Genomic DNA, 24,333 nt, shown 5'->3' with positions numbered 1-24,333 from the left:
TTTTATTTTTATTGTTTTATGCTAGCAAAGGGTCAAGTTTTCCCTTAGCATCTAGCGCGTGGATAGCATCACAACCACCAATATGCTGATCATTGATAAAAATTTGGGGGACAGAACGTTTGCCGTCAGAACCTCTAGCTACCATAGCCGATCGCGCTGCTTCATCCCCATCGATGACATATTCCGTGTATTCTACGCCTTTCTTATCGAGTAAATGTTTTGCCCTAATACAGAAAGGACACATCCGCCATGTATAAATCTCAACTTTTGCCATCACTATTTCCTAGACTTGTTTAACCTATGTCATTTTAACAAATCTTAACTACCGATATATCAATTCACAAATTTGAGGGTAGTCCTGCAAACGCAAGGATTAAAAGGTAAAGGGCTGCGCGAAGCGCAGCCCTTTACCTTTTAATTTGAAAGAGTGCGTCCCTTCGGGACGCACTCTTTCAGTAAGGGCTTTAATATTAAGTGCGATCGCGAGGTGGTTTAGGCTCAGGATTAGGAGAATTATTGGGAGCAGGTTTTAAGTCGGGAGGTGGGGTTGGATCAGCGAGAATGGGAATTTTGGAGATTACTTCTTCAGGATGACTAGGTGGAATGCCCTCACTAACAATGATATCCTCGATTACTGTCTTCACAACCGGAGCCGCTACAGTAGAACCAAACGCATCAGCTCCAACGGGTTCATCAATTACTGCCAACACCACATAGCGAGGCTCTTTAGCGGGAAAAATACCGACAAAACTAGTGATCTTGGCATTGGAATAACCACCACCAGTAGTTGAAGCCTTTTGGGCAGTACCAGTCTTGCCAGCAATTCGATATCCTGGAATACGTGCAGGTAGACCAGTTCCTTTTTCGACAACATTAGTCATCATTTCCACAACCCTTTGAGCCGTAGCTGGCGAAATTACCTGTCGAGGCGTGGGTAATTTAGGCTGATAGTACTCCTCTCCTTCTTCATTAATTAAACCTTTGACCACATGGGGCGTGAGCAATTTACCACCACTGGCGAGGATACCTTGCAATTGCACCATCTGAACTGGTGTGAGTGAGAATCCTTGTCCAAAAGAAGTTGTTGCTGGTTCGATCACATATTCAAGGAACTGCTCTTGGGGTTTTAGGGTACTAGGTGTTTCCGACGGCAAATCAATACCAGAGATATCTCCTAGCCCAATTCGCTCTAGCCAACCGTAATAAACTGAAGGCTTCATGCGTTGGACAATATGCACCATACCCACATTGCTCGATCGCTCTAGAATTTGGCTAATACTGAGAGGTCCAACTGCACCCACTTGATCGTAGTCAAAGTTAGCGACTGGCCAGCCGCCAATGGTTAAAGCGCCTTCATCGTTAAATACTGTGTCAGGCTGAATTGCTCCTGCTTCGAGGGCGATCGCCACATTGAGAGGTTTAAAAGTAGAACCTGGTTCGTAGAGGTCAGAAACTGCCCAATTTTTGAAGAGTTTGACATCGGACTCATAGTAGCGATTAGGATCGTAGGTTGGCTCAGTTACAAGGGTGAGCAGCCCACCATCTCTGGCATCCATGACAATCACTGAGCCACGCTTAGCACCAAACTTCACCATTTGCTGCTTGAGAATTTGCCTAGCAGTCCTCTGAATGCGCGAATCAATTGTCATTTGCAAGCTTGTGCGATCGCTTTGGAGCATTCCCGCAGGAATACGGTTAGGAATTAACTTGCCATTACCATCTTGGGTAACTGAGGGCGATTGATCGGTTCGCTCTAATAACTTTTCTTGACTAAGCTCTATCCCTGCTTGACCACGATGATCGACATTTACATAGCCGAGAAGTTCAGCAGCAAGATCCTGTTGGGGATAGAGGCGATGGCGCTGTTGGACTAGGTCTAATCCATCTAGACGCAAATTATGAATGCGATCAGCATTCTCCTCCGATAGCCAATACTCCACTTGAGTAGAAGTAGTATCACGGCTGAGAATACTGAGCAGTTTGTCGGCTGGTCGTCTGAGGATTGGCGCAAGCTTTTCAGCAATCACCTCAGGTTTTTCCTTATAAAGGTGTGGATGGGCAAATAATGTGTAGACAGGGCGATCTAGAGCTAAAACTGCACCTTTGCGATCAGTAATCGTGCGACGGGGAATAAATGGTCGCAAAGTAAACATTTGCTGTCTTCGCGCCTTTTCGAGTAATTCAGATGATGTCACCACCTGTAAAAAAACTAAGCGCACAATTAACCCCATCATCGACAGAGCCAGAATCATCCAGATCAGTACAGTGCGACGTTTAAAAAGATTAATAGTGGCTAGGTCTCTGGGTGGAAGCGATGGGTTCATGACTATATTTTGGCGAAATTCTTAGCGAAATTCTGGGCTAAGCTCTTGGCAAAGTTGGCGGAAGCGATCGCCACGTTGCTCGAAGTTAGCAAACTGGTCAAAGCTAGCACATGCAGGCGAGAATAGCACAGTTGGCAAAGGCTGACTAGGGTGGTTATGAGCGCGACTATGGGCAATATGGGCTGCTTGTCTTACAGCATTTTCAAGGGTGTCTACAATGGCATAATCCTTAAACCCTACATCTTTGAGCATTTCTGCAAACAAGGTCGCAGCTTCTCCAATTAATAATACGCTGATCGCTCTTTGACGAATTTGCTCTAGCCATGCACTTGCATCACCTTGCTTTGGTTGACCGCCAGCGATCAAGACCACAGGAGGCTTGACTGCTCTTAAGCCTACTTCGGCAGCATCATAGTTAGTGGCTTTGCTGTCGTTAATAAAAGCAATGCCTTCATAAAAGCACACATGCTCAAGGCGATGGGGGACACCTTGAAAATTAGAGATGGCAAGATCGATATGTTTTGCATCAATCCCAGCCAGTTTGGCGGCAGCCACCGACATCAATAAATTTTGACGATTATGACTTCCTAAAAGCTGCCAATGGGAGATCGGAAAAACTGGCTCACCACGAAACTTAACCCAACCTTTGTCAATGCAAGCACCATCGGCGATCGCCTCCACCACCTGATCATCAATTCCTGTCCAGATTGCTTTTGGCCACATGGCTGCCCCAAAATTCTCCAAGTAGGGATCATTACCATTGAGAACGATATGGGCGGACTGATCGATCAAACTTGCCTTAATATCTCGATAGGCTTCAAGGGTATAGTGGCGATTAAGGTGATCTGGGGTAAAGGTTGTCCAGATACCAATTTGAGGCTTAACATTTTGCGTTGATTCAATCTGATAACTGCTTAACTCTGCAATAATCCAATCGGGCTTAAGTTGTTTATGCAAGACCTGTAACGCTATTTCGCAAGCGGGAAAACCAATATTGCCACAGGCGATCGCTTTTAGTCCCGCCGCCTGAAAAATTGCTGCCGTCAAAGATGTCACAGTCGTCTTGCCGTTAGTTCCTGTGATACCTACCCAAGGAATATGCTTGAGATAGCGCCAAGCTAGTTCGATCTCACCAATCGTATCAATACCGAGCGATCGTGCCTGTTCAACAACAGGGCAATCCCAAGCAACCCCCGGACTAACAGTGACGAGTTCCACACTTTGACCCGACTCAATTAATTGGGCAAAGTCAGGAAATCCACCAAGCTCAACTGCAATTCCTGCTGACTCTAAGGCTTGCTTACGTTGCTCTAAGCTGGTGCTGGCGTTACTATCACTAACTGTTACTTGCCAGCCATCAGCTTTGAGAAGTTTTGCCGCAGAAATTCCAGACTGTCCCAGTCCCAGTACATACGCTTGATGCATGGCGATCGCTTGATTGGTAAATTTATTAAATTAAAAAGTTAATAGTCAAGAATACAGGAACTTGCTGACATTTGTTTTATAGCTGCTAAGAGAGCAGCAAAACCAATTTTAGAGTTTTCAACGCCGTAGGCGTTGAAAACTCTAAAATTGGTTTTGACATTGTTGCGAAGCACACTCAAGAGTTTCAACACAAAGCTGTATGTTGTTAACATCCAACCTAAAAAGACAAGATAATTGACGGTTTACTAATCAGCAAACTTCAAACTATTCTGATCTTTGACATTTCTAAACTGTTGAATATGTTTATATATGGCAAATAAACCTCCCTTTTCAAGCAAAAAAGCGAATGCAAAAAGAAAGAGGAAGGCTGCCGTTGCTGCTGCTGCCCCGATATCTAGACAAGCTTCCAATAAGAGCAGTTGGTTAAATAATTTGCCGATTAGCGCCAAAATCCTCTTTGCGATCGGTTCAACTAGCTTTTTATCCTTAGTTGGCTTTGCGATCGCCGCTTTGTATTTAAATAATAGTCTTGCACCGATTGTCAACCAAGAGGCAAAAAGGCAACTGTCCGATGCCACCTTATTTGTGTTTGGCTTAGGAGTGGTTTTGATTGTGATTAGTGCGCTATTTGGTTTATTTATCGGTAGTACGCTTAGCAAGAGGATTCGGGGTCTAGAAGCGATCGCCAGACGATATGCCTCAGGGGACTTTGGTGCAACTGTGGAGCTTGGCGCACAGGATGAAATTGGCAAATTAGCTGATATTTTTAATCAGATGACTTTTAACCTTGCCCAAAACAAGCAGGAGCAGTCTACGGCTCAAGTCGAGGCTGAAGCCCAAAATAATATTTTTCAAGATGAAATTTCGCACCTGTTGGATGTGGTTTCAGAACTGGAGATGGGTGATTTAACAGCTAAGGCTGAGGTCAGTCCCCATGCGACTGGTTTAATTGCGGATACGCTCAATCGTCTATCTGAGCAGCTAGCGGAGGTGCTGGCAGCCGTATTGCAGACTGCACAACAGGTAACTCTTCGGACTAATCGCCTTGAGCAGTTAGCGATCGCCGTATCCCAAAATGCTGAGCAACAGGAAGTTTTAGTGGTACAAGCCCGTTTAGGAATTGAGGACGTAAACCAGTTAGCCCAAGATGCGGCGCAACAAGCGATCGCCGCCAACAAAGCTGTGCAGAGGGTGCGATCGGCAGTTAGACAAGGGGAGGAACAAATTATTTACTTGACGGCTTCGATTGAGTCTCTACAAGCCGCAACGGTGCAGATGGTGCAAAGAATTAAAAATCTGGGGGAATTCGTGGCGCTTGCTAAACAATTTGTGTTGGATCAAAAACGCCTCGCTTCCTTAACGCAAGTTTTAGCAACTAATGCTTCGATGGTGGCAGCAAGAGCGCTAGAACAACGCGATCCTGAACAATTTGTCTCCGTCGCAAGGGAATTTGAAGCGATCGCCTCACAGGTAAATAACTTGGCAACCCAAACCAATCAGGGGCTAGTGGTATTGCAACAAAGGACGGGATTTGTGGATGTGGTTGTATCGGGTATTGATCAAGACGTGCGTGATGTGAATAGCCTTGTGTCGGACTTCACTAACAGTGTGAATAGTTCGGAGCAGTCATTTACCAACATCGCCACTGTAACGGAGGAACTAGCCGAAATTGGCGTTGCCGTAACTGATTCATCACGCTCAATTGCGGAAGCCGTCAAATTTAGCTTAGCCTCGATCCAAGATATTGAAGCGATCGCGGAACGTTCTGCTTCTCAAGCTCAATTTACCCGTGATCAATCAGGCAAAATGGGTATGTTGGCTCGTCAACTACTAGAAAGGGTGCAGTTTTTCCGTTTACCACCAATGCTAGAAACGCAGATTACGGAAATGGACGAGATGGAATCGATTGAAGTTGAAAAATTTCAGGTTGTAAACTGACAAATAACTTATCTGTGATGTTGCCTCGCCCCAGATAAGTTATCGCAGAACCCTAATCACAAATTGATAGCGAATAGCGAAATAATGCCAAATTCTGAATTTGATGATTTACAACTGCAAGAAGAACTGCGTACTCTATTTGAATTAGATACCCAGAAATATTTGCAACTCTATGTGCAGACTGTCCATCAGTTAAGCATAGCCAGTTGGCGCGAAGATATTCAGCAGCTATATCGCTGTGTACATACGATTAAAGGTGGTTCTGTTACTGTAGGTTTTCAAGCGGTACTTCAAGTCTCGACGATACTAGAGGATGTTCTTTCCGATCTGCGGTATCTCGATGTTGCCCCACCACTAGCTGATGGCGAATTAGCGAAGTCTTTGATTGAAGCTGGTGAGTTATTGATCGGTGCAGTTCAGATGGGTGAACTCAGCGACCCCGAAGCCGCAGTTAACTATATTCAAACTCTACGCGATCGCATTCAATCTAAATATTTACCCGAATGGAACGAAATGCGCCAAGTTCAGCAAGAATTTGCTGATCAAGGTTTTGATTTGGTGACGCTTGAGCTAGAAATGGCGATCGAAGATTTACCGCTTACAGGTGAGGTTCCACAAGAAGCTTGTGAGATCGCTAAGCAAACTATTGCCCAGTTACAAGAAATTGGCTCAGAAATAAACTTAGCGGCAACTTGGCATGAATTTTTACAAAAGGGAAGTGAACTTTGCGATCGCCTAGATTGTGAGCAATGGCACGCAGAATGGATGCCATTTCTGCAAAAGGTTAAAGAAAGCGCTCGTCAAGGTGGAATTTTTGAGATTGAACAAGAATCAATAGCACCCTCCGTAAGCATAGAACCGACCTTAGTCGCAGGCAATGAAGTCCCTTCTACAACTAATTTACCAGTTTCGCCAACGGCGGACATTCAAATCCCTGTGCCACTTGATCGCTTAGAGCGATCATCTCAGTATCTAGTTGAAACCTTAATGGCAACTCGTGCTACACAGGGATTCTACCAATCGGTTTACTCCAATCTACTGCCGCTAGTCTCACTCGCGCAAAACAGTGTTCAATACATTACTCAATTACGCGAAGTTCAAGATGATTATGCATTGCTAGACGCATCAGGGGAGCAAGATGGGCTAAAAGTTGAGCGCTATCGTCAAGGGTATACTGCCATTAACCGCTTACTAGAAATTAGTCTGCGCTTAATTGAACTAGGCTCAGAAACAGGTGAATCGGCAAGGCGCACAGCCGATAGCATCCAAACTCTTGACCGCAGCTTACGCAATCTCCAACAAACCATCGAAGAAAGTCGCCTTGTTCCCTTCTCAACTTTAGCTTTTAGATCGAGAGGGATTTTACGAGATTTAATGACTCGTGTTGGTAAAGTCGTACAGTTTACGATTATTGGTGAGCAACTGGAACTTGATGCAGGCACACTTCGCAGCTTAGAGCCTGTGCTTCTACATTTATTGCGTAATTCCTACGATCATGGCATTGAGGACGCGCCTGAACGAGAGAAATTAGGCAAACCACTACAGGGCAAAATCGAAATGTCTCTGAAACGACGTGGTAGCATGTTTGACCTCAGTATTCGTGATGATGGTAGAGGTATTGATCCTGATCGCGTTAGTCAAATTGCCCAATCCAAAGGATTACCACTGACGGATACCAGCACTTCTGATCGACTATTAAGCGTCCTATGTCAATCGGGCTTTACTTCCACTACAGTCGTTAGCGATATTTCTGGTCGGGGTGTGGGTATGGATGTGGTGGCAAGCCAAGTCGCACTAATGAATGGCAAGCTCAGCCTTATCTCTCAACTTGGCAAAGGTACAGCTTTTACGATTCAGATTCCCGTACCGCATCTGTTTGTACGCTGTATGCTCCTGCAAGCAGGCGATCGCACCTTTGCGGTTCCTACTTCTGAAATTTACACAACTACCCTCGTTGAAAGTTTACTCTGGCAAAAGACCGATCGCTCAGACTACACCATTGAGGTACAAGAGGAGAAAGGGAAAACACCAGCGATCGATCTCTATCAGTATTGGCAAGGACAAACTGAAACCCGCATACTTTTACCATCAGCGATCGCTGTACGGACTAAACAATCAGATAGCGATCGTGGTGTTTGGTTAATTGCCGATACCTTAGTTGGACAGAGTGATCTATTAGTAAATCCAATTCCTGCACCTCTGGTTGCTCCAATTGGTTTAATCGGTATGAGCTTGATGCCTGACGGAAAATTGATTCCTGTCATTGATGCACTTTCCTTTGTGGAAACCTTCTTCTCGTCAGGGATTGAACGCCTCACGATTTCTAGTTCGCAGTCAACAGCTTCTTTCCTCGATCTATCTAGCGATCGGCAAATTTTAGTTGTAGATGATGCCGCTCTGATGCGTCGCCGAATTGAAAGCAGTTTGTCGCCACAAGGATATGAAATTACAACCTGCGATGATGGTATGGAGGCTTGGCAATGGCTACAACGACACAGTCAACCTGCTCTGTTAATTACGGATATTGAGATGCCACGTATGGATGGATTCACGTTGATTGATCGCTGTCGTCAAGCAGGATTAGATATGCCGATTCTGGTGATTTCGTCTCGTCTTGCAGAAGAATGGTCACGTGAGACAAGTCGTCTTGGGGCAACTGATTATCTTACTAAAGGTTTCTCAACCTTAGAATTAGTCAATAAAGTTAGCTCTCTAATCGAACTAAAAAGTCTTGTCTAAAAGAGATGCGGCGCAAAGCGCCGCATCTCTCTATTTGGATAAAAGCCAAATTTAGTAAGGGTTTTCAAGACACAAAGTGGCTACTCTATTTTGTACATTGGTATTAACGTGAGTTCGATATTGCCATTTACGTCGTGCTTCGCACGACGTAAATGGCGTTGGTATTAGCTACAGTTCCAAATCTTAATATTGTCAGTCCAACTACTTCCCATAGCTAACTGTTTACCATCTTTAGAGAAATGTACGCAGAGAACTGGATGTGAACCTACAGTCAGAATTCCTATCTCCTCACCAACTCTCGTATTCCATAATCTAACTGAGCGATCGCTACTACCACTAACAAGAATATCGCCATTAGGACTAAACGTAAGAGAGTTAACACCCGCAGTATGTCCTTTGAGAACTTTGATCGTAGTTCCTGTTTCTGGTCGCCATAACCTAATCGTGCCATCACGACTACCGCTAGCTAGTAAATCATTAAAAGGACTAAAGGCAATACAGTTGACATAATCTGTATGTCCAGTAAGTGTAAGTTTCGATTTTTTTTCTAAAGGGTTCCAGAGTCGAATCGAGCAATCATAGCTACCACTGGCTAAAATATCACCCTTAGTATTAAAAGCAAGCGAAGTTACATAGGAGGAATGTCCTGTGAGAACTCGAAATATTTTACTTTACCATAAATCCCAAATATGAATTGAGTTGTCATAGCTACCACTGGCTAACAAGCGATTATCTGGACAAAAAACGAGAGAACTCACATATGCAGAGTGTTCATTAAAACAAATCGGTTCTTGCAGTTTACCTAAATTCCACACTAATACTTTGCAGTCACTCCCACTACTAGCAAAAAATTTGTCATTATCGCTTACTGCTACAGCAAAAACATCGCCTGTATGTCCCTTTAAACTTAAGCTTACCTTACCTGTACTAGGATGCCATAGTCTGACTACACTATCACTACCTCCACTCAGTAAGATACTGCGATCGCTATTAAAAGCAAGGGCATGAACACATCCAGAGTGAGTAGTAAGTACACTACTTAAAGACCATTCTTTAACTCTTTGGATAAGTTTTTTACTAGTATTTTTTTGTTGATTAGAGAATGTGTTTAATAGATTTTCATTGATTAACTGTTGTTGCTTTTGAACCCTGTTTAGAATATCAATATAAGGTGCAAGTAAATCTGCATCAAAATATTGAGTAGTTAATATATTAATTGATTGTAATAACCTTGGAGAATAGTAGGGATTTAAGTGTAAATAATACCAGTCTGAAATAAAAGCTGCTAGAAATTCTTGGATTGAAATAATGATTTGACGGATAATTCTCAAGGCTAATCTTTCTTCTTTGGCTGATGCTTTCAGTATTTCACAGGCTTCTTCCCAAGGCATCACTGGCAGTGTATAAGTGACAACAAATTGACTATATGGAAGCCAGAAAATTAGATGAAAATAAGCTTTGTAGTCGCTGATGCTACTATGTAAGATTAATGTGGGAATATTTGTTAATATTGTTTGTAATTGATGGATATCATCATTGTTAATGGTATTATAAAAATGATCGCTATAAAACTCAATCGGACATTCCTCACTATCTAAAGGATAATTGTTACTTAAAAACAACATTCTTAAGTCTTCAGCTAGTTCAATCTCAAGATCTTCCCTGAGACTAGCTACACAGTTAGGGCTTATTTTAAAAGGTGCAGTTAAAACTAACAAGCGATGTTTTTTAGCATTATCGATGAGAATATGATCAAGAATTTTGCGACTAAAATTAGCCGATATATAACTTGATTCCCAAGGAGATTTTAAATCATCAATTTGTTTGGTAATACGAATAAATTGCCACTCACTTAATAGATCAAGAATAGTTTTACTGAATCCAGAGCTTTTTCTATTTAGCTCTAATGACAAGTACCTTGGATCGGAAATGATTTCAGGAGGTACTAAAAACACTTCATTATCAAGAATCAGCGCATTCTGTGCAAGTATAAGTTCTTGCAAATGTTTATCTAATATCTTTGCTGCGTTGTGTAATATCTTAGTCAGAATCTCTCTAAACTCAGTAGGAAGTGCCATAGTAATGGTGCATAGATGCTAGTTTTGTCGCCATTTTTTTAGTTTACTGTTGAAATGGCAAACAAATTGTGCGGGTAATAGCACAATTAACACCTTTGTATTGCTGGCAAACTTGTTTTGCGGTATTTTCGGCAGCAATCATATCCGTTGACCAGCCTGAGCCTGCCGCACCATTAGATCCCTCAGCCAATGACATACAGGCATTTTGCGCCCAGACTAATATTTTGCAATCCCCTGAATTAGAGTTGTTCTCACATTCACTCAAAGCTCTAGTTTCGGCTGCCTTTTGTGAAGTAAAGTTCCATGAGTATCCGTTGGCTTGAGTCGAAGGGGAACGCGCGATCGCCCCAAAACTTGGCATAGTGGAATCAGTTGTTGTAATTATGGGAGATGACTCTGGAGTTTCTGTTTCTATGGGATCTGGAGTTTCTGGACTTGGGGAAGGAGTTTGAGAAATTGATGGAGAACTTGTTGGTACTTTTGTAGTTTCAATTTGATTATTACTACTAGTCTGATTAGTTAGTTTTGGTAACAGCATTGCTGTAGCGATCGCTGCTGAAACTGATATTACTCCAGTCAAGGCGATCCATAGAAATGGTTGATACTTCGAGAATATTGGATTAGGAGCGGAGACTGTGACATGGGGCGTTGTGACAGGATTTTGTGGTGTGGTTGGGATAGGGGCTTGTGGTGTGGTTGGTGCAGATGCAGGTACAGTCTCTCTACCTGTATTGGTAACTATAGTTGGCGATGAATCTGAACCAGATAATGGATAAGCGATCGCCTCAGTTGGGGCAATATTATTACTATAGCTAATGTTAGTAGCACAAAGAGATCGCATTGCCTGTAAAGCATCGATCGCTGATTTATAGCGCTGACTAAAATGGGAAAACACCATTTTTTGAAGTACTTCCGCAAAAGCATTACTGACTTCTACGCGATCGCGCCACAGGATTTCGCCTGTGTTTGCATCTTCTTGCAAGCTATCAGGTGCAATACCCGTAAGAGCTTGGATGCCAATCATACCGACAGCATAAACATCACTACTGAGGCGAGGTTTCCCTCTTGCTTGCTCGCTTGGCATATATCCGGGGGAACCAATGCTAACGGTAACGTCAGTATGACCTTGGGAGTCAGTTTTTAACGCACTGATGTCTTTAACTGCACCAAAGTCAATGAGAACGATTTTGCCATCTTGCCGACGGCGCATAATGTTGGTGAGTTTGATATCACGATGGATAATATTATTTTGATGAACAAAGGCGAGAACTTCTAAAACCTCTAGTAATAGGGTAGTTGTTGCACTCTCTGATAATCTCTGACCGATGGGAATCTCTTCAGCAAGGCTATGCCCTTCCACAAACTCTTGCACCAAAAAAAACTCGTTGTTCTCTTCAAAATGAGCAAATAGTTTCGGAATTTGGGGATGAGCATTTCCCAATTTGTATAAATATTCTGCTTCCCGATCAAATAAACCTTTGGCGATCGGCAAAACATTGGGATTGGTATCTTTGGGTTTGAGTTGTTTAACCACACAGGTAGGGTGACCGGGTAAGTCTATATCTTGTGCTAAGTAGGTATCACCAAATCCCCCACTCCCCAGAACCGTGAGGATTTTGTACCGATTCTTTAATGTTTTGCCTACTAACATAGTTACCTACCAAGTTACAGAACTTTGCCTCATCAATAATTTGCTAGATCACGACATATTTATCGTGAGGCTAATGGCTATAGCAGCAGCCTATATTAAATCTAGAGCAGTGGTGGCGCAAAGCGCCGCCACTTTCTACTTTGATGACTGGCGACAGCTATATAACTTTAAGCTTAACAAACAGAGCTATGATTGAGCTAATGTGCTGAATTAAATGCTGAATTTAGATATTGAATGCAAAATAACAAAGAGATTGAAAAAGCGATTGTATTAGGGGTTTCTGGGGCATCAGGCATGATTTATGCTGTGCGATCGCTCAAATTTTTATTAAATAATCATTACAACGTCGATCTGGTGGCTTCTAAGGCGGCGATGATGGTTTGGCAATCGGAAAATAATATTGCCATGCCGAGTAATTTGCGATCGCAAGAACAGTTTTGGCGCGATCGCAGTGAGACCCATGATGGCAAACTAACTTGTCATCAATTTGCCGATGTGGGGGCAACGATTGCTAGTGGGTCATTTCGGACATTGGGAATGCTGGTAATTCCTTGCAGTATGGCAACGGTGGCGAAGATCGCTCACGGATTAAGTTCTGATTTATTAGAGCGGGCTGCGGATGTCCATCTTAAAGAAGGTCGGAAATTGGTAATCGTACCGCGTGAAACCCCCTTAAGTTTGATCCATTTGCGAAATCTCACTGCTTTAGCGGAAGCAGGGGCGAGAATTGTACCAGCGATTCCTGCTTGGTATCACAACCCGCAGACGATCGAGGATTTGGTGGATTTTGTGATTGCGAGAGCGCTCGATCAACTGGATATTGATGCAGATTTAATCCTGCGCTGGCAGGGTAGAATGCCTTCTAATATGGTCACAGGAGATGCTGAACTATGACGAGATCGCGTTTTTCTCAAACCGCTAATGCTGTTAATAAGAAATCTTCGGGTGCGATCGTGATCGCGCAACTTGTGTTCTTAGGGATTATGATCACCCTACTTGCAGCTATCTTTGTCCAAAATTTACAGCCTGTCGTACAGATTTTCTTTTTAGGGCAAAAGACAATCGCGATTCCCCTGAGTGTTGCCATGTTAGCTGCATTTGTTGGTGGCGGTTTTCTAGCATTTGTGATTAATGCGATCGCTTCATGGCGGCAAAATCTCTTAATTCGTCGGGCTGTGATTGCCTCTGGATCTGGTAAGGAGATCAAAGAACAGGTCAAAGCCACTCAATCCCAGTACAAAGAAGAATTTGTTGAGGATGATTATGAGGATGAAGAATATGAAGAAGAGGAAGAGGAATATGAAGATGAAGAAGAGGAAGAATATGAAGATGACGATCCAGATACTGTCCCCTATGGCGATCGCCCAAATATGAAATCTAAAAATTCACGTCAAGTTAAACGCGATCGACCGCCTCTTGACGCAAAGTTTATCAAGTAAGTTGGTGAGTAAATAAGCGCAATTAGCAAGTAGCCAAGATCTCCGACTTTTTCTGTAAATGCACAAACTATCCTTGCTCGCACAAAAAAGTCGGAGATCTAAACCTATCAGTTATCAAAGTAAAGCCGCTAAAGACTAATGAGCTTTTATCCACCAATATTTTTGCTGTTATTAATTTTACTGCGATGCATCTTTTGGCTATTTGCTCCACCAAATCCTGATGAAGCTTACTATTGGCTATGGGGGCAGCATTTAGACTTTTCCTATTACGATCATCCACCGTTGCAGGCATGGTTACAGGGATGGATTACTACATGGTTTGGCAAATCCCTCCTCACCTTGCGATCGCTAAATCTCGTTACTAGCAGCGTCTTCTTTTATACCTATTACTGCATTCTCCGATATCTTTATCAAGAAAGAGCCAGTCGTTATATTTGGTGGGTGGTTCTCGCAGTCATGGCTTCACCGTTATATAACATAATGCTTTCCTTGGCATGGCATGACCATTTAGCGATCGCTCTTAGTCTTGTTGGTGCATATCTTTGCATTCGCTTTCTTGATGAATATTTAATCAATGGCAAAGGAGCAAGTTGGCGACTATATGGCAGTGCGATCGCTCTCTCCCTAGCTCATATAACAAAATATAATTCGCTGTTTATGACATTGGGTTTATTAGCAGCGATCACTACAGATTCACAATTAAGAAGATTATTTAAAGATATCCGCTTGTGGTTATGTGTTGGTATTAGTGCGATCGCTTTTCTACCCGTATTTTATTGGAACTACAGCAATAATTTTTTATCCTTCCGTTTTTATGCAAATCGGAGTGTCGATAGTGGCACTGTGATTATGCGATTGTTAGAACCATTGGGCTTTATTGGGATTTCATTATTAATGCTTTCGCCATTTTTAGCATGGTTGCTATGGCGAGGCTTTTGCAAGGAAAATGGGCTATACACAAGAGTAGCATTTTGGACTTTTATCACTTCTACAGGTTTATTAATGGTAGTTTCGCTATTTTCTACAGCGCTCTATTATTGGAATATTCATGCTTATTTATTGCTATTTCCATTATTGCCATTAGCATGTTTCTCTCCCCCCCCAGCCCACTCTTCCATAGAGAGAGGGAGAGAAAATCTGCAAATTTTTTATGGAGCAGAAGTCTTTGGAATATTATTCGCAATTTTATTTGTGTGGAATTCCTGTATGTTCCCAGTGAGTGCCATATTTGGGAAGGATGGCGATCAAGATGGGCGCATGATTTATGGATGGCAGGAGGTGGCTGCTGAAGTACAGAAAATCAGCAAAACCTTGCCAGCAGCACCCTTCTTAATTACTTCTGATTATCGTTCAGCAGCAGCACTTGCCTATGAGATGGGAAACCCTGATGTGACGGCTATTTCTAAGCGGATTAGTCAATTTACAATTTGGAACCTAGATAATGCAGCACAACAAAAAGGTAAAAATGCCATCTTAATTTCTGACCAATGGTATCCCCTTACTGATAAAGTGATCGCCCATTTTGATCAAGTTACTCCCATTAGTAATGTCGCAATCACTAGATTTGGATTGTATTTGAAAACCTATGAAATTGCGATTGGGAAAAATTACCAACCATAAAAAGAGTCGGCTTTTTGCACCGACTCTTTTTATGGTTTAACCAGGGGGCAAAGTAAAGGAGCGATCGCCTAAAACATGAATATGTAAATGGAAAACACTTTGCCCTGCGCCTGCACCATTATTCGCGACTAGACGAAAATCAGTTAAACCTTCTTGAGCAGCAACCTTATTAGCTACAAGTAAGAGGTGTCCTAGCAAGGTCTGATCCTCTATGGTTGCTTCTGAAAGCTTCACAATGGGCTTTTTAGGAATGACAAGAAAATGTACGGGAGCTTGAGGATTGACATCGCGGAATACAAGGGCAAGTTCATCCTCATAGAGAATGCTTGCAGGAATTTCCCGCTTAATAATTTTGCTAAATATAGTTTCGCTCATTTTGAAAATCTCTAGTTTTTTATACTTGTTACGCTTTGCGCTCAAACCCAAACCAAGAAATTTTTAAAAATATCGCCTTGTAAAATTTTTTAAAAATTTCTTGTGGTTCGCTTAATCGGTAATTGTGACGCAAAGAGCCACAATAGCCACAGCTTATTTACAATTCGTTCTTTGCTAAACCAGTAAATACTAAAGTTGCGGGACCAGTCATCAGAATGCGATCGCTTTCTTCTGACCAATGGATTTTGAGATCGCCACCAGGGAGATTTACCGTACAGGTGCGATTGCAAAGATCATTTAAAACGCCAGCCACTACCGTCGCGCAAGCACCTGTACCACATGCCAGAGTTGCCCCTGCACCACGTTCCCATACACGCATTTTCACATAGCTAGTATTAACTACTTCCACAAATTCGGTATTTGTCCGTTTTGGGAAGACAGGATGATGTTCAAAGAGAGTGCCAATCTCTGCTAAAGGAATTGCATCGACATCATTAACAAAGGTTATACAGTGAGGATTACCCATGCTCACTGCCGTTACATTCCAAATGTTGCCGCCAACTTCAAGTGGAACATTGATAACCTTGTGATCGCTGTCTCTTAACGTCGTCGGGATCTCGGCAGCAGTCAAAAATGGCTTGCCCATATCCACAGTTACCTGTCCATCTGCATCCATTCGAGGCACGATCAAGCCTGCACCAGTTTGAATCTGATACTTTCCATCTGTAGTGGAAATATTCAAGTCCTGCATGAATTTCGCTAAGCAACGAATTCCATTGCCGCACATTTCTGGCTCAGAACCATCGGAGTTAAAAATCCGCATCCGATGTTCACCATTTGTCTCAGCTAACAGAAAAATGACTCCATCTGCACCTATACCAAAATTGCGATCGCACCATTTGACAGCCTGCTCAGAGGTGAGAATTGGTTCGGCACTGTGACGGTTATCGATCAGGATAAAATCGTTACCTAAGCCGTGATATTTACTAAATGCGATCGACATGGATTAATTCAATATATTTTTGAATATTATATCGATCTCCTTTGCCAAATCAAAATGCCTAATGATGAGGGGCGCTTCGCGTCCCTCATCATTACCAGCAGTCCTAAATGAGTTGTGAGATTTGCAGATTTGTGAGAGTGCAGACTAAAGGAGCACACTCTCACAAATTATTTAGAATTGTTATATGTAATCGAAGATACGGAAATCACGGGAGGTTGTATAGTATTTAATTGTATAGATCGTTCTATTTGCTTGATTAGTCAAGAAATATCAAATACTTAAAATTATGACTACAACAGCCTCCGTAATCACTCCCTTGCGTCCAGTCAGTAAAGATGGCTTAGAAGCCCTAGCAGCAAAAGCACAGGCTAACCCCAATGTCATCGGTACATTAAAAGTAAAAACTGTCTGTGAAGGACAATTTCGCAACCTGAACTACGTGCGTAATTTACCTGAGCATGTCATTGATGAACCACCCACATTACTAGGGCAAGATACCGCTCCGAACCCATCTGAAGCTTTGTTAGCTTGTTTGGGTTCTTGCCTATCCGTGGGTATTCATGCTAATGCGATCATGCGTGGAATTACTCTCTCTAAATTAGAGCTACACCTCGAAGGCGACATTAACATCACTGGTGTATGGGGTATTGGAGATCTATCTAAGAAGCGTTTAGGTATCAGTGCTGTGCGGGTGAAGGTCGATATCGAGTCCGATGCAACTGAGGAAGAACTTGCTGAACTTCTAGAACATGCAAATTACTGGTCGCCAGTTGCTAATACTTTCCGTAATCCTGTCGATATGGAAGTTTCATTAGCATAAAATGCAAGATATGCCGCACTTAGTGCGGCATATCCTGTTCAATCAAAAAATACTAATTAAGAGAAAGGAAGAAGCAATGCAGGTTAGTGACACCATAATCAAGCAACCTCAAGAAAAACTGCTCACTGATGCAGCATTAATGCAGAGTTTAAAAGAGGCGATCGCCCAAAAATTAGCACCTGATGTTACTAACATTGATCAAAAAGGGATTTATCCAGAAGAGTTTTTACGTGATATTGGTAGTCTAGGTGCTTATGCTCAAGGTGTTAGTACTGAATATGGTGGTACAGGACGGGGCGTATTACCTGCATTGAAAGCGATCGAAATGGTCTCGGAAACTTGTCTCAGCACAGGGTTTATGGCTTGGTGTCATAATGCTTGCTCTTGGTATTTACAAAACACGGACAATCCTTTTCTAAGGGAACAAATCTTACCGCAAGTTGCTACAGGCAAACTTTTGTCGGGGACGGGTTTATCTAATCCGATGAAACACTTTGCTGGCATTGAGAAGATTAAAATTATTGCTACGCCTTGCGAAGGTGGTTATATTCTCAATGGCACATTGCCTTGGGTTTCTAATATCGGCGATCAGCATTTATTTGGGATATCTGCTCAAATAGAAGGGACTGACAACTATCTGATGGCGATCGCACGGGGTGGAATGCAAGGGCTAGAACTGAAGCAAGATGTTCATTTTATTGCTCTTGAAGGGACAAATACCTTTAGATGTTTGTTTCGTAATGCTTTTGTCAGTCATGATTGGGTGTTAGCGTCTCCATGTGATCGCTATGTAGAATATATCAAACCAGGATTTATCCTAATGCAGGTGGGGATGGGCTTGGGCTTGACCCAAAATTGTATTGATTTAATGCGAAGGATTGATAAAACTAAGCAGCATGTTAATCAATACCTCGATGATCGTCCTGACGAAATGGAAAGTGAACTCGAAACGCTACGATTAAAATCCTATCGTTTAGCTGAAGCGATCGGTCATGGTCGAGAACTAGTTAGCAAAGAAGTTTTGCGGGAAGTAATTGAATCAAGAGCAACTGCTTCAGAGTTATCACTTAGAGCTTCGCAATCATTAATGCTCCATGCAGGTGCGATCAGTTATGTACATGGCAGTGTGTACGATCGCCGTTTACGCGAATCATATTTCGTTGCTATGGTGACACCTGCGCTCAAACATTTACGCAAAGTATTAGCAAGTATGTCTTAGTTAGAAATAGCTATTTTTTATAAGATTAATATAGCTAAAATTTAAATAGCTAAATCATACTCTAAGAGTCTAACAAAGTTTTATTTTAAAAATAAAACTTTGTTATTTCCTGCTGAGAGAAAATCATAAACTGGTTGGTATAAATTAGATTTAAAAGCTAAGAAATAATCTGTAAGTAGTAAAGGATTAATTATTTGTAGTTTGTAGGATGCGTTACGCTATCGCTAACACATCCTACTCTTAATTCCAACTACTTATCAATACTATAGTAATTACCAGTTATACAAAGCAGAAAATATTTTTGATATGAGAGGCAAGGGGCTTAAGCCCCTTGTTTTTTTTTTACTTTTAGGTTGTCACGATTTATTTGGGATTTATATGTAATTTATGTATTTGTGGATTTTATTGATTTTCTAGTATTAAAAATTTAATTGATAGTCAGAGTGAAAAATGATCTGTAAAGCGCTTACATACTAATAATGTAATATTTTTCGTATATATCTATACCGATTTAATTACAAATAAGTTGCTAGAGTACTAAATAATTAAATTTATCTTTAGCTATTTATGGCTAATTGAACTGCATTCATTGGATCAAGAATTATTCTCAAAAACACAAATAATAACCAACCATGACATCTAACCTCATAGAACAGATGGTCGCTTCAGCGATAGGAAATAACTCAATCTCTGCTCAAACTTCTGATTATTCTGTTGCTCAAATAAACAATAATTTATGGAATGCTTGTCCCTGCGGCGCAGATCATAATGCTGATCAGCATCAGAGCGTTATGGAAGGAATGCCGACAGATCCCGTGGAATTAGTGAATGACCTGATGCGGATGGGTCACTACTCTGATCGCGCTCAATTGATGGCGCAGTCATGGGAAACCAACGCCATGAAAGCAGACCTGTGGCAACTTTTGGAACAGGGTTCATTATCCCATGCTTCTGAGAGTCAAAAGCGAATTTGCTATGACCTGATCAAGATGGCTGGCGGTGTTGAAGAAGCCTTTAGTGCTGCCTTTGGTCCCCAAGCACAGGAATTCTTTACCGATACATTGCAATCTAGCACCTTCCGTCGGCGTGAATTTCTCATTAAAGTAGCTGCCGCCGCCGCCGTGGTAACGCTTACAGGATGTCCTTCCGCACCTCCGACCGAGACTCCCTCTAAGGCAACTACCAATACCCCAAATACACCACCTGCGGGAGTGGAGAAACCCAATTTAAAAGTTGGTTTCTTACCGATCACTTGCGCCACCCCGATTATCATGTCAGAACCATTGGGTTTTTATACGAAGTATGGTCTGAAGGTGGAATTGGTGAAGATGCCTAGTTGGGCGGCCATTCGTGACTCTGCGATCGCAGGTGAGTTGGATGCCTATCACATGCTTTCACCTATGCCGATCTCCATGTCTCTAGGACTAGGTTCCACCGCTTTTCCTGTAAAGCTTGCCAGTATTGAGAATATTAATGGTCAAGCGATCTCAGTTGCTAATCAGCACTTGGGCAAAGTCAAAGAAGCCAAAGACTTTAAAGGATTTAGTATTGGTGTCCCTTTTGCTTTCTCCATGCACAACTTGTTGTTGCGCTACTACTTAGCGGCTGGTGGACTCGATCCTGATAAGGATGTGCAGATTCAAGTAATTCCACCACCTGATGCGATCGCGAAGATGACAGCGGGACAACTTGATGCATTCCTACTACCTGATAACGTCGTCCAACGTTCTGTCTTTAATAAGATTGGCTTTATCCATTTGCTCACCAAAGATATTTGGGCTGGACATCCCTGCTGCGCTTTTGCGGCTAGCCAGAAATGGATTGACACCAATCCGAATACTTACCGCGCCATTAATAAAGCGATTATTGATGGTGCTGGCTATGCCAATGATCCTAAACATCGTGAAGAAATTGCCAAGGCGATCGCAGGAAAGAACTATCTCAATCAACCTGAACCAGTCTTAAAAGCAGTATTAACTGGTAAGTTTGAGGATGGTCAGGGCAATACCTTAGATGTTCCCGATCGCATTGGTTTCGATCCCTATCCTTGGAAGAGTTTTGCCAAGTGGATTTCTTCGCAGTTTGTGCGTTGGGACTTGATGCCCAAAGATAAGGCTGATTACAAAACTATCGCTCAAGATATCTATCAAACCGATCTAGCTCGTGAATTGGCAAAGGAATTAGGTCAAACTCCGCCAACGGAAACAGAGCGAACTGAGAAGTTGAAGTATGACTCCTTCGATCCTGCTAAGCCTGAAGCTTATATCGAAGAACAGATTAAGCAGTTTAAGGTCTAGAACCTATTTTAAGAATTATCTAGATCCCCCCCCAGCCCCCCTTATAAAGGGGGGAGAATTTAAATTCTTCCCCCTTTATAAGGGGGATTGAGGGGGATCTCTTGGCAGTGTTGAACGCAGAAGGTAATTCTTAAATGGTTTCTTAGATTTCTTAGCTAGCACTACCGAAACATCAAATACTAATCAAAAAGAGAGAAAACTATGGACTATTCTCCTCCAATGCCCAAGTCGCGACCCCGCTCAAATCCAATTATGGTAATTATTCAGAGCGTATTGCCTAATCAAGACTTGCAAGCATTTGTTTTATTCCTATTGATCCTTAGCTCGATATTGATTTTTTGGGAAGTAGGTGCAGTTAAAGGTTGGTTTTCTCCCCTGATGCCATCTGCTTCACAAACTTTAACCGACTTTTGGGCATGGGTTTCTAATCCTTTTTATGTAAAGGGAACGAACGATCGCGGGATTGGTTGGCACTTGATTACTAGCTTACGTCGGGTTGCGATTGGCTTTACCGTGGGCGCGACGATCGCGATTCCTTCAGGCGTGCTGATTGGACTATTTCCTGTAGTTTCCAAGGCTGTCGATCCATTTATTCAAATCCTCAAGCCTGTATCACCTCTAGCTTGGTTGCCTATTGGTTTGGGTCTAATCAAAGATTCAGAAAGCACTGCCATTTTTGTAATCGCAATTACCAGTCTCTGGCCGACTCTGATTAATACCAAATTTGGCGTGAGTAATGTTGATCCGACCTATATTGATGTGACCCGTACACTTGGCGCTTCACCTTGGCGGACAATTACGAAGGTGATTTTACCTGCGGCGGCTCCGAGTATTGTGTCAGGTATGCGAATTAGTGCAGGGATTGCATGGCTGGTAATCGTGGCTGCGGAAATTCTGATCGGTGGTACGGGTGTGGGTTACTTTGTCTGGAATGAATGGAATAACCTGAGTATTACTAGCATCATCACGGCGATCCTGCTAATTGGAGCGATCGGCTTAATCATCGATCGCCTATTTGGATTGCTGCAACATTGGGTTTCATTTGGGAGAGAAGTATGATCGTGTCTTCTATGGAAAAAGCATCTGCAAATATGGCAACTCAGCAAGCACAGATTTCCATCTGCGATGTTTCAATGGTTTATCGTGGCAGAAGTGGCTTGATCAATAAGCTCACTCGCCGTACTTCTAAGGATTATGTCGCTTTAGCAAATATTAATTTTGACATTGCGCCTAATACTTTTGTCTCGATTATTGGTCCCTCTGGCTGTGGTAAATCCACACTTCTCAATCTCATTGCAGGTTTAACTAGTCCCTCCAGTGGCGCGATTTTAATCAATGGGGAAGAAGTTCATGCCCCAGGTCCCGATCGCGGAGTAGTTTTTCAAAACTATGCACTGATGCCTTGGTTGACGGTTGCCGAGAACTTACACTTTGCGATCGAGACGGTCTATCCTACAATGTCTCTCGCCGATCGCAAAAGTCGTGTCTATGAATATATCGAACTAGTCGGCTTAAAAGGAGCCGAGAAAAAACATCCCCATGAGCTATCTGGTGGGATGAAACAAAGGGTAGGCATTGCTCGCGCCCTTGCGATCGATCCCCAAATCCTATTGATGGATGAACCCTTTGGCGCACTTGATGCGCTCACTCGTGGATTCCTACAGGATGAAGTTGCCCGTATTTGGGAACAGAAACGTAAAACTGTGGTGATGATTACCCATAGTATTGAGGAAGCCTTGCTGCTTTCCGATAAAATCGTGATGATGAAGCGAGGTCCCGCCGCAGGGATTGATGAAATCCTGAATGTGCCTTTTCCCCGTCCGCGATCGCGTGAAAATCTTGACCAACAATCGGGATATCATGATCTTAAAGCGGAAATGGAAGAGCATCTCATGCGTGAAACTCGTGCTGTTGAAGCCGCAAGAATATAGGAAAATGTAAAAAATTTTGCACAGCAAAATTTTTTACATTCCCAATACAAAATATCTAGAAATACCAAAAACATTATGACAGTTGAATTTCCATCTTTTACTCAAACTCTATTAGCCGCCAAAAAAGCCAAAGGCTTGAGCTTTGTTGACCTCGAAAAGCTATTAGGTCAAGATGAAGTTTGGATTGCTTCGCTTTTTTATGGTCAAAATAGCGCCAGTGTGGAACAAGCCACAAAAATTGCTGAAGCATTAGGACTAGGGGAAGATATTATTACGGCTCTAAGTTCCTATCCTAGTAAAGGGTTGGGACCAGTAGTACCCACCGATCCATTGATTTACCGCTTCTATGAAATCATGCAGGTCTATGGCTATCCTATGAAGGAAATCATCCATGAGAAGTTTGGTGATGGCATCATGAGTGCGATCGATTTCACACTCGATATCGACAAAGTGGAAGATCCCAAAGGCGATCGCGTCAAAGTCACGATGAATGGCAAATTCCTACCCTATAAAAAGTGGTAACATAACTCCCTCTCAAAAAATATAGCGGTTTTCATTTTGCCTAGAGCAAAATGAAAACCGCTATCCCTCACAAGTTTCAACGCTATGCCTAATATGAAAATCAGTTAGTTTATGGCAAATCTCAAACGTACTCGCGAAGATATTCTCACCTCAGCGATCGATCTTGTGCATCGTCAGGGTTTACAGTCAACTGGCTTAAAGGAGTTGTTTGCTGCTACTCAGGCTTCGTCAGGCAGTTTCTATAACTACTTCCAATCAAAGGATGAATTTGCCCATGCGCTGATTGATTTCCAGTGGCACAAAATCAGAGAAAATGCCTTTCTATCAGCTTCTCAAGTTACCGATGATCCGATTCAGCGACTCATATTGACAATTGATAAAATTGAAGCAAAACATCTTGCTGAAATTAACTGTGCAGGTTGTTTATTAGGGAACTTAATTGTCGATTTAGCCGAATATAACGAGACCTTTCGTACTCATCTCCAAAAGGTTTTTGATGAATGGCAAGCCTTATTTGCTCAAATGTTGCGGGATGGAAAAGAGCAATTAAGCGATCGCACTGATCCAGATTTACTCGCAGAACAAATTCTGACCATGCTAGAAGGGGTGCTATTAATTGCCAGACTTTACGATCAGCCTGACCGTCTCAAGCGTGGATTTATAAGTATTCGTCAATTGATTAAAGATGCTCTTATCTACTGATGTTACGTGGAACGCAGATGATGAATCTCTTGCTGCTAGCGTAACAGGGCAAGCACGGGGGCATTGCCCCTACCTGAGAAATTTATGTTTTGTAGGAGCTGCGCCCCCGTGCTTGCCCCCAACTTTGAGGATCGCAGGAATTCCTTCCACGTAACATCAGTTATCTAGATCTTCAGGTTGTTTCAGCGTTGCATCTTCCCTTGTATTAGATCGCAAAGCGATCTAATACAAATCTAGAAAAGCTTTCAAA

The 24,333-nt window shown here is 42.4% G+C and carries 20 protein-coding genes; 12 read left to right on the top strand and 8 right to left on the bottom strand.

Annotation, left to right across the window (positions count from 1 at the left end):
- Positions 1 to 16: 16 nt before the first annotated feature.
- From grxC to murD, 3 genes are all read right to left on the bottom strand, one after another.
- Complete coding sequence (grxC, locus tag ABM313_RS03170; RefSeq protein WP_434686257.1) at positions 17 to 274, bottom strand: glutaredoxin 3; 258 nt, start codon at positions 272 to 274, stop codon at positions 17 to 19.
- A gap of 196 nt (positions 275 to 470) precedes the next feature.
- On the bottom strand, positions 471 to 2,324 hold the full coding sequence (locus ABM313_RS03165) for a penicillin-binding transpeptidase domain-containing protein (RefSeq protein ID WP_434686256.1): 1,854 nt from the start codon (positions 2,322 to 2,324) through the stop codon (positions 471 to 473).
- Positions 2,325 to 2,345: 21 nt separating this feature from the next.
- Positions 2,346 to 3,749, bottom strand: a complete 1,404-nt coding sequence (gene murD / locus ABM313_RS03160; protein ID WP_434686255.1) for a UDP-N-acetylmuramoyl-L-alanine--D-glutamate ligase — start codon at positions 3,747 to 3,749, stop codon at positions 2,346 to 2,348.
- Between the two features lie 309 nt (positions 3,750 to 4,058).
- Here murD and ABM313_RS03155 point away from each other — a divergent pair, with 309 nt between their 5' ends.
- Positions 4,059 to 5,687, top strand: coding sequence for a methyl-accepting chemotaxis protein (locus ABM313_RS03155; protein ID WP_434686254.1), 1,629 nt, complete (start codon positions 4,059 to 4,061; stop codon positions 5,685 to 5,687).
- Between the two features lie 84 nt (positions 5,688 to 5,771).
- On the top strand, positions 5,772 to 8,426 hold the full coding sequence (locus ABM313_RS03150) for a response regulator (RefSeq protein ID WP_434686253.1): 2,655 nt from the start codon (positions 5,772 to 5,774) through the stop codon (positions 8,424 to 8,426).
- A gap of 164 nt (positions 8,427 to 8,590) precedes the next feature.
- Here ABM313_RS03150 and ABM313_RS03145 read toward each other — a convergent pair whose 3' ends face one another.
- From ABM313_RS03145 to ABM313_RS03135, 3 genes are read right to left on the bottom strand one after another with little or no spacing between them, the layout of a single operon-like run.
- Entirely contained in the window at positions 8,591 to 9,091 is a 501-nt protein-coding gene (locus ABM313_RS03145) for a WD40 repeat domain-containing protein (protein ID WP_434688345.1), read from the bottom strand.
- A 6-nt stretch (positions 9,092 to 9,097) separates the two neighbouring features.
- Positions 9,098 to 10,504, bottom strand: a complete 1,407-nt coding sequence (locus ABM313_RS03140) for a WD40 repeat domain-containing protein (RefSeq protein WP_434686252.1) — start codon at positions 10,502 to 10,504, stop codon at positions 9,098 to 9,100.
- Between the two features lie 43 nt (positions 10,505 to 10,547).
- Positions 10,548 to 12,155 (bottom strand): protein kinase domain-containing protein, encoded by a 1,608-nt coding sequence (locus ABM313_RS03135; RefSeq protein WP_434686251.1) that lies wholly within the window; start codon positions 12,153 to 12,155, stop codon positions 10,548 to 10,550.
- 234 nt (positions 12,156 to 12,389) lie between these two features.
- On the opposite strand from ABM313_RS03135, the gene ABM313_RS03130 reads away from it, so the two are divergent.
- From ABM313_RS03130 to ABM313_RS03120, 3 genes are all read left to right on the top strand, one after another.
- Positions 12,390 to 13,049 (top strand): flavin prenyltransferase UbiX, encoded by a 660-nt coding sequence (locus ABM313_RS03130; RefSeq protein WP_434686250.1) that lies wholly within the window; start codon positions 12,390 to 12,392, stop codon positions 13,047 to 13,049.
- On the top strand, positions 13,046 to 13,594 hold the full coding sequence (locus ABM313_RS03125) for a hypothetical protein (RefSeq protein ID WP_434686249.1): 549 nt from the start codon (positions 13,046 to 13,048) through the stop codon (positions 13,592 to 13,594). Before ABM313_RS03130 ends, ABM313_RS03125 begins: the two co-directional genes overlap by 4 nt.
- Before the next feature lie 138 nt (positions 13,595 to 13,732).
- Positions 13,733 to 15,214 carry an ArnT family glycosyltransferase gene (locus ABM313_RS03120; protein WP_434686248.1) on the top strand — a complete coding sequence of 494 codons (1,482 nt, stop codon included), beginning with the start codon at positions 13,733 to 13,735 and terminating at the stop codon, positions 15,212 to 15,214.
- Positions 15,215 to 15,250: 36 nt separating this feature from the next.
- Here ABM313_RS03120 and ABM313_RS03115 read toward each other — a convergent pair whose 3' ends face one another.
- The gene (locus tag ABM313_RS03115; protein WP_434686247.1) at positions 15,251 to 15,589 is read right to left on the bottom strand and encodes a histidine triad nucleotide-binding protein; all 339 of its coding nucleotides are present in this window, start codon (positions 15,587 to 15,589) and stop codon (positions 15,251 to 15,253) included.
- A 157-nt stretch (positions 15,590 to 15,746) separates the two neighbouring features.
- Positions 15,747 to 16,592 (bottom strand): diaminopimelate epimerase, encoded by an 846-nt coding sequence (dapF, locus tag ABM313_RS03110; protein ID WP_434686246.1) that lies wholly within the window; start codon positions 16,590 to 16,592, stop codon positions 15,747 to 15,749.
- A 286-nt stretch (positions 16,593 to 16,878) separates the two neighbouring features.
- Here dapF and ABM313_RS03105 point away from each other — a divergent pair, with 286 nt between their 5' ends.
- The 7 genes from ABM313_RS03105 to ABM313_RS03075 all read left to right on the top strand — a co-directional run bounded on the left by ABM313_RS03105 (position 16,879) and on the right by ABM313_RS03075 (position 24,083).
- Positions 16,879 to 17,412: an OsmC family protein gene (locus ABM313_RS03105; RefSeq protein ID WP_434686245.1), complete on the top strand. Its 534-nt coding sequence runs from the start codon at positions 16,879 to 16,881 to the stop codon at positions 17,410 to 17,412.
- Between the two features lies 1 nt (position 17,413).
- Entirely contained in the window at positions 17,414 to 18,631 is a 1,218-nt protein-coding gene (locus ABM313_RS03100) for an acyl-CoA dehydrogenase family protein (protein WP_434686244.1), read from the top strand.
- A 791-nt stretch (positions 18,632 to 19,422) separates the two neighbouring features.
- The gene (locus ABM313_RS03095) at positions 19,423 to 20,928 is read left to right on the top strand and encodes a CmpA/NrtA family ABC transporter substrate-binding protein (protein WP_434688343.1); all 1,506 of its coding nucleotides are present in this window, start codon (positions 19,423 to 19,425) and stop codon (positions 20,926 to 20,928) included.
- 252 nt (positions 20,929 to 21,180) lie between these two features.
- Complete coding sequence (locus tag ABM313_RS03090; protein ID WP_434686243.1) at positions 21,181 to 21,987, top strand: ABC transporter permease; 807 nt, start codon at positions 21,181 to 21,183, stop codon at positions 21,985 to 21,987.
- Entirely contained in the window at positions 21,984 to 22,859 is an 876-nt protein-coding gene (locus ABM313_RS03085; protein ID WP_434686242.1) for an ABC transporter ATP-binding protein, read from the top strand. The genes ABM313_RS03090 and ABM313_RS03085 overlap by 4 nt, the downstream gene beginning before the upstream one ends.
- Positions 22,860 to 22,934: 75 nt before the next feature.
- A complete protein-coding gene (cynS, locus tag ABM313_RS03080; protein ID WP_281008644.1) occupies positions 22,935 to 23,381 on the top strand; it encodes a cyanase in 447 nt (148 codons plus the stop codon).
- 111 nt (positions 23,382 to 23,492) lie between these two features.
- A complete protein-coding gene (locus tag ABM313_RS03075) occupies positions 23,493 to 24,083 on the top strand; it encodes a TetR/AcrR family transcriptional regulator (protein ID WP_434686241.1) in 591 nt (196 codons plus the stop codon).
- Positions 24,084 to 24,333 lie beyond the last annotated feature (250 nt).

The organism is Pseudanabaena minima str. Chao 2107 (assembly GCF_051131155.1).
Classification (GTDB): Bacteria; Cyanobacteriota; Cyanobacteriia; order Pseudanabaenales; family Pseudanabaenaceae; genus Pseudanabaena; species Pseudanabaena minima.
This window is presented reverse-complemented; position numbering and strand designations above follow the sequence as displayed.

Bases quoted from the DNA above. Each gene is read 5' to 3' on its own strand.
- ABM313_RS03095 (WP_434688343.1), top strand. From the start codon at position 19,423: ATGGAAGGAATGCCGACAGATCCCGTGGAATTAGTGAATGACCTGATG.
- ABM313_RS03100 (WP_434686244.1), top strand. From the start codon at position 17,414: ATGCAAGATATGCCGCACTTAGTGCGGCATATCCTGTTCAATCAAAAA.
- ABM313_RS03130 (WP_434686250.1), top strand. From the start codon at position 12,390: ATGCAAAATAACAAAGAGATTGAAAAAGCGATTGTATTAGGGGTTTCT.
- ABM313_RS03150 (WP_434686253.1), top strand. From the start codon at position 5,772: ATGCCAAATTCTGAATTTGATGATTTACAACTGCAAGAAGAACTGCGT.
- ABM313_RS03090 (WP_434686243.1), top strand. From the start codon at position 21,181: ATGGTAATTATTCAGAGCGTATTGCCTAATCAAGACTTGCAAGCATTT.
- ABM313_RS03115 (WP_434686247.1), bottom strand. From the start codon at position 15,589: ATGAGCGAAACTATATTTAGCAAAATTATTAAGCGGGAAATTCCTGCA.
- cynS (WP_281008644.1), top strand. From the start codon at position 22,935: ATGACAGTTGAATTTCCATCTTTTACTCAAACTCTATTAGCCGCCAAA.
- dapF (WP_434686246.1), bottom strand. From the start codon at position 16,592: ATGTCGATCGCATTTAGTAAATATCACGGCTTAGGTAACGATTTTATC.
- ABM313_RS03140 (WP_434686252.1), bottom strand. From the start codon at position 10,504: ATGGCACTTCCTACTGAGTTTAGAGAGATTCTGACTAAGATATTACAC.
- ABM313_RS03085 (WP_434686242.1), top strand. From the start codon at position 21,984: ATGATCGTGTCTTCTATGGAAAAAGCATCTGCAAATATGGCAACTCAG.
- grxC (WP_434686257.1), bottom strand. From the start codon at position 274: ATGGCAAAAGTTGAGATTTATACATGGCGGATGTGTCCTTTCTGTATT.
- ABM313_RS03125 (WP_434686249.1), top strand. From the start codon at position 13,046: ATGACGAGATCGCGTTTTTCTCAAACCGCTAATGCTGTTAATAAGAAA.
- ABM313_RS03105 (WP_434686245.1), top strand. From the start codon at position 16,879: ATGACTACAACAGCCTCCGTAATCACTCCCTTGCGTCCAGTCAGTAAA.
- ABM313_RS03155 (WP_434686254.1), top strand. From the start codon at position 4,059: ATGGCAAATAAACCTCCCTTTTCAAGCAAAAAAGCGAATGCAAAAAGA.
- murD (WP_434686255.1), bottom strand. From the start codon at position 3,749: ATGCATCAAGCGTATGTACTGGGACTGGGACAGTCTGGAATTTCTGCG.
- ABM313_RS03165 (WP_434686256.1), bottom strand. From the start codon at position 2,324: ATGAACCCATCGCTTCCACCCAGAGACCTAGCCACTATTAATCTTTTT.
- ABM313_RS03075 (WP_434686241.1), top strand. From the start codon at position 23,493: ATGGCAAATCTCAAACGTACTCGCGAAGATATTCTCACCTCAGCGATC.
- ABM313_RS03120 (WP_434686248.1), top strand. From the start codon at position 13,733: ATGAGCTTTTATCCACCAATATTTTTGCTGTTATTAATTTTACTGCGA.
- ABM313_RS03135 (WP_434686251.1), bottom strand. From the start codon at position 12,155: ATGTTAGTAGGCAAAACATTAAAGAATCGGTACAAAATCCTCACGGTT.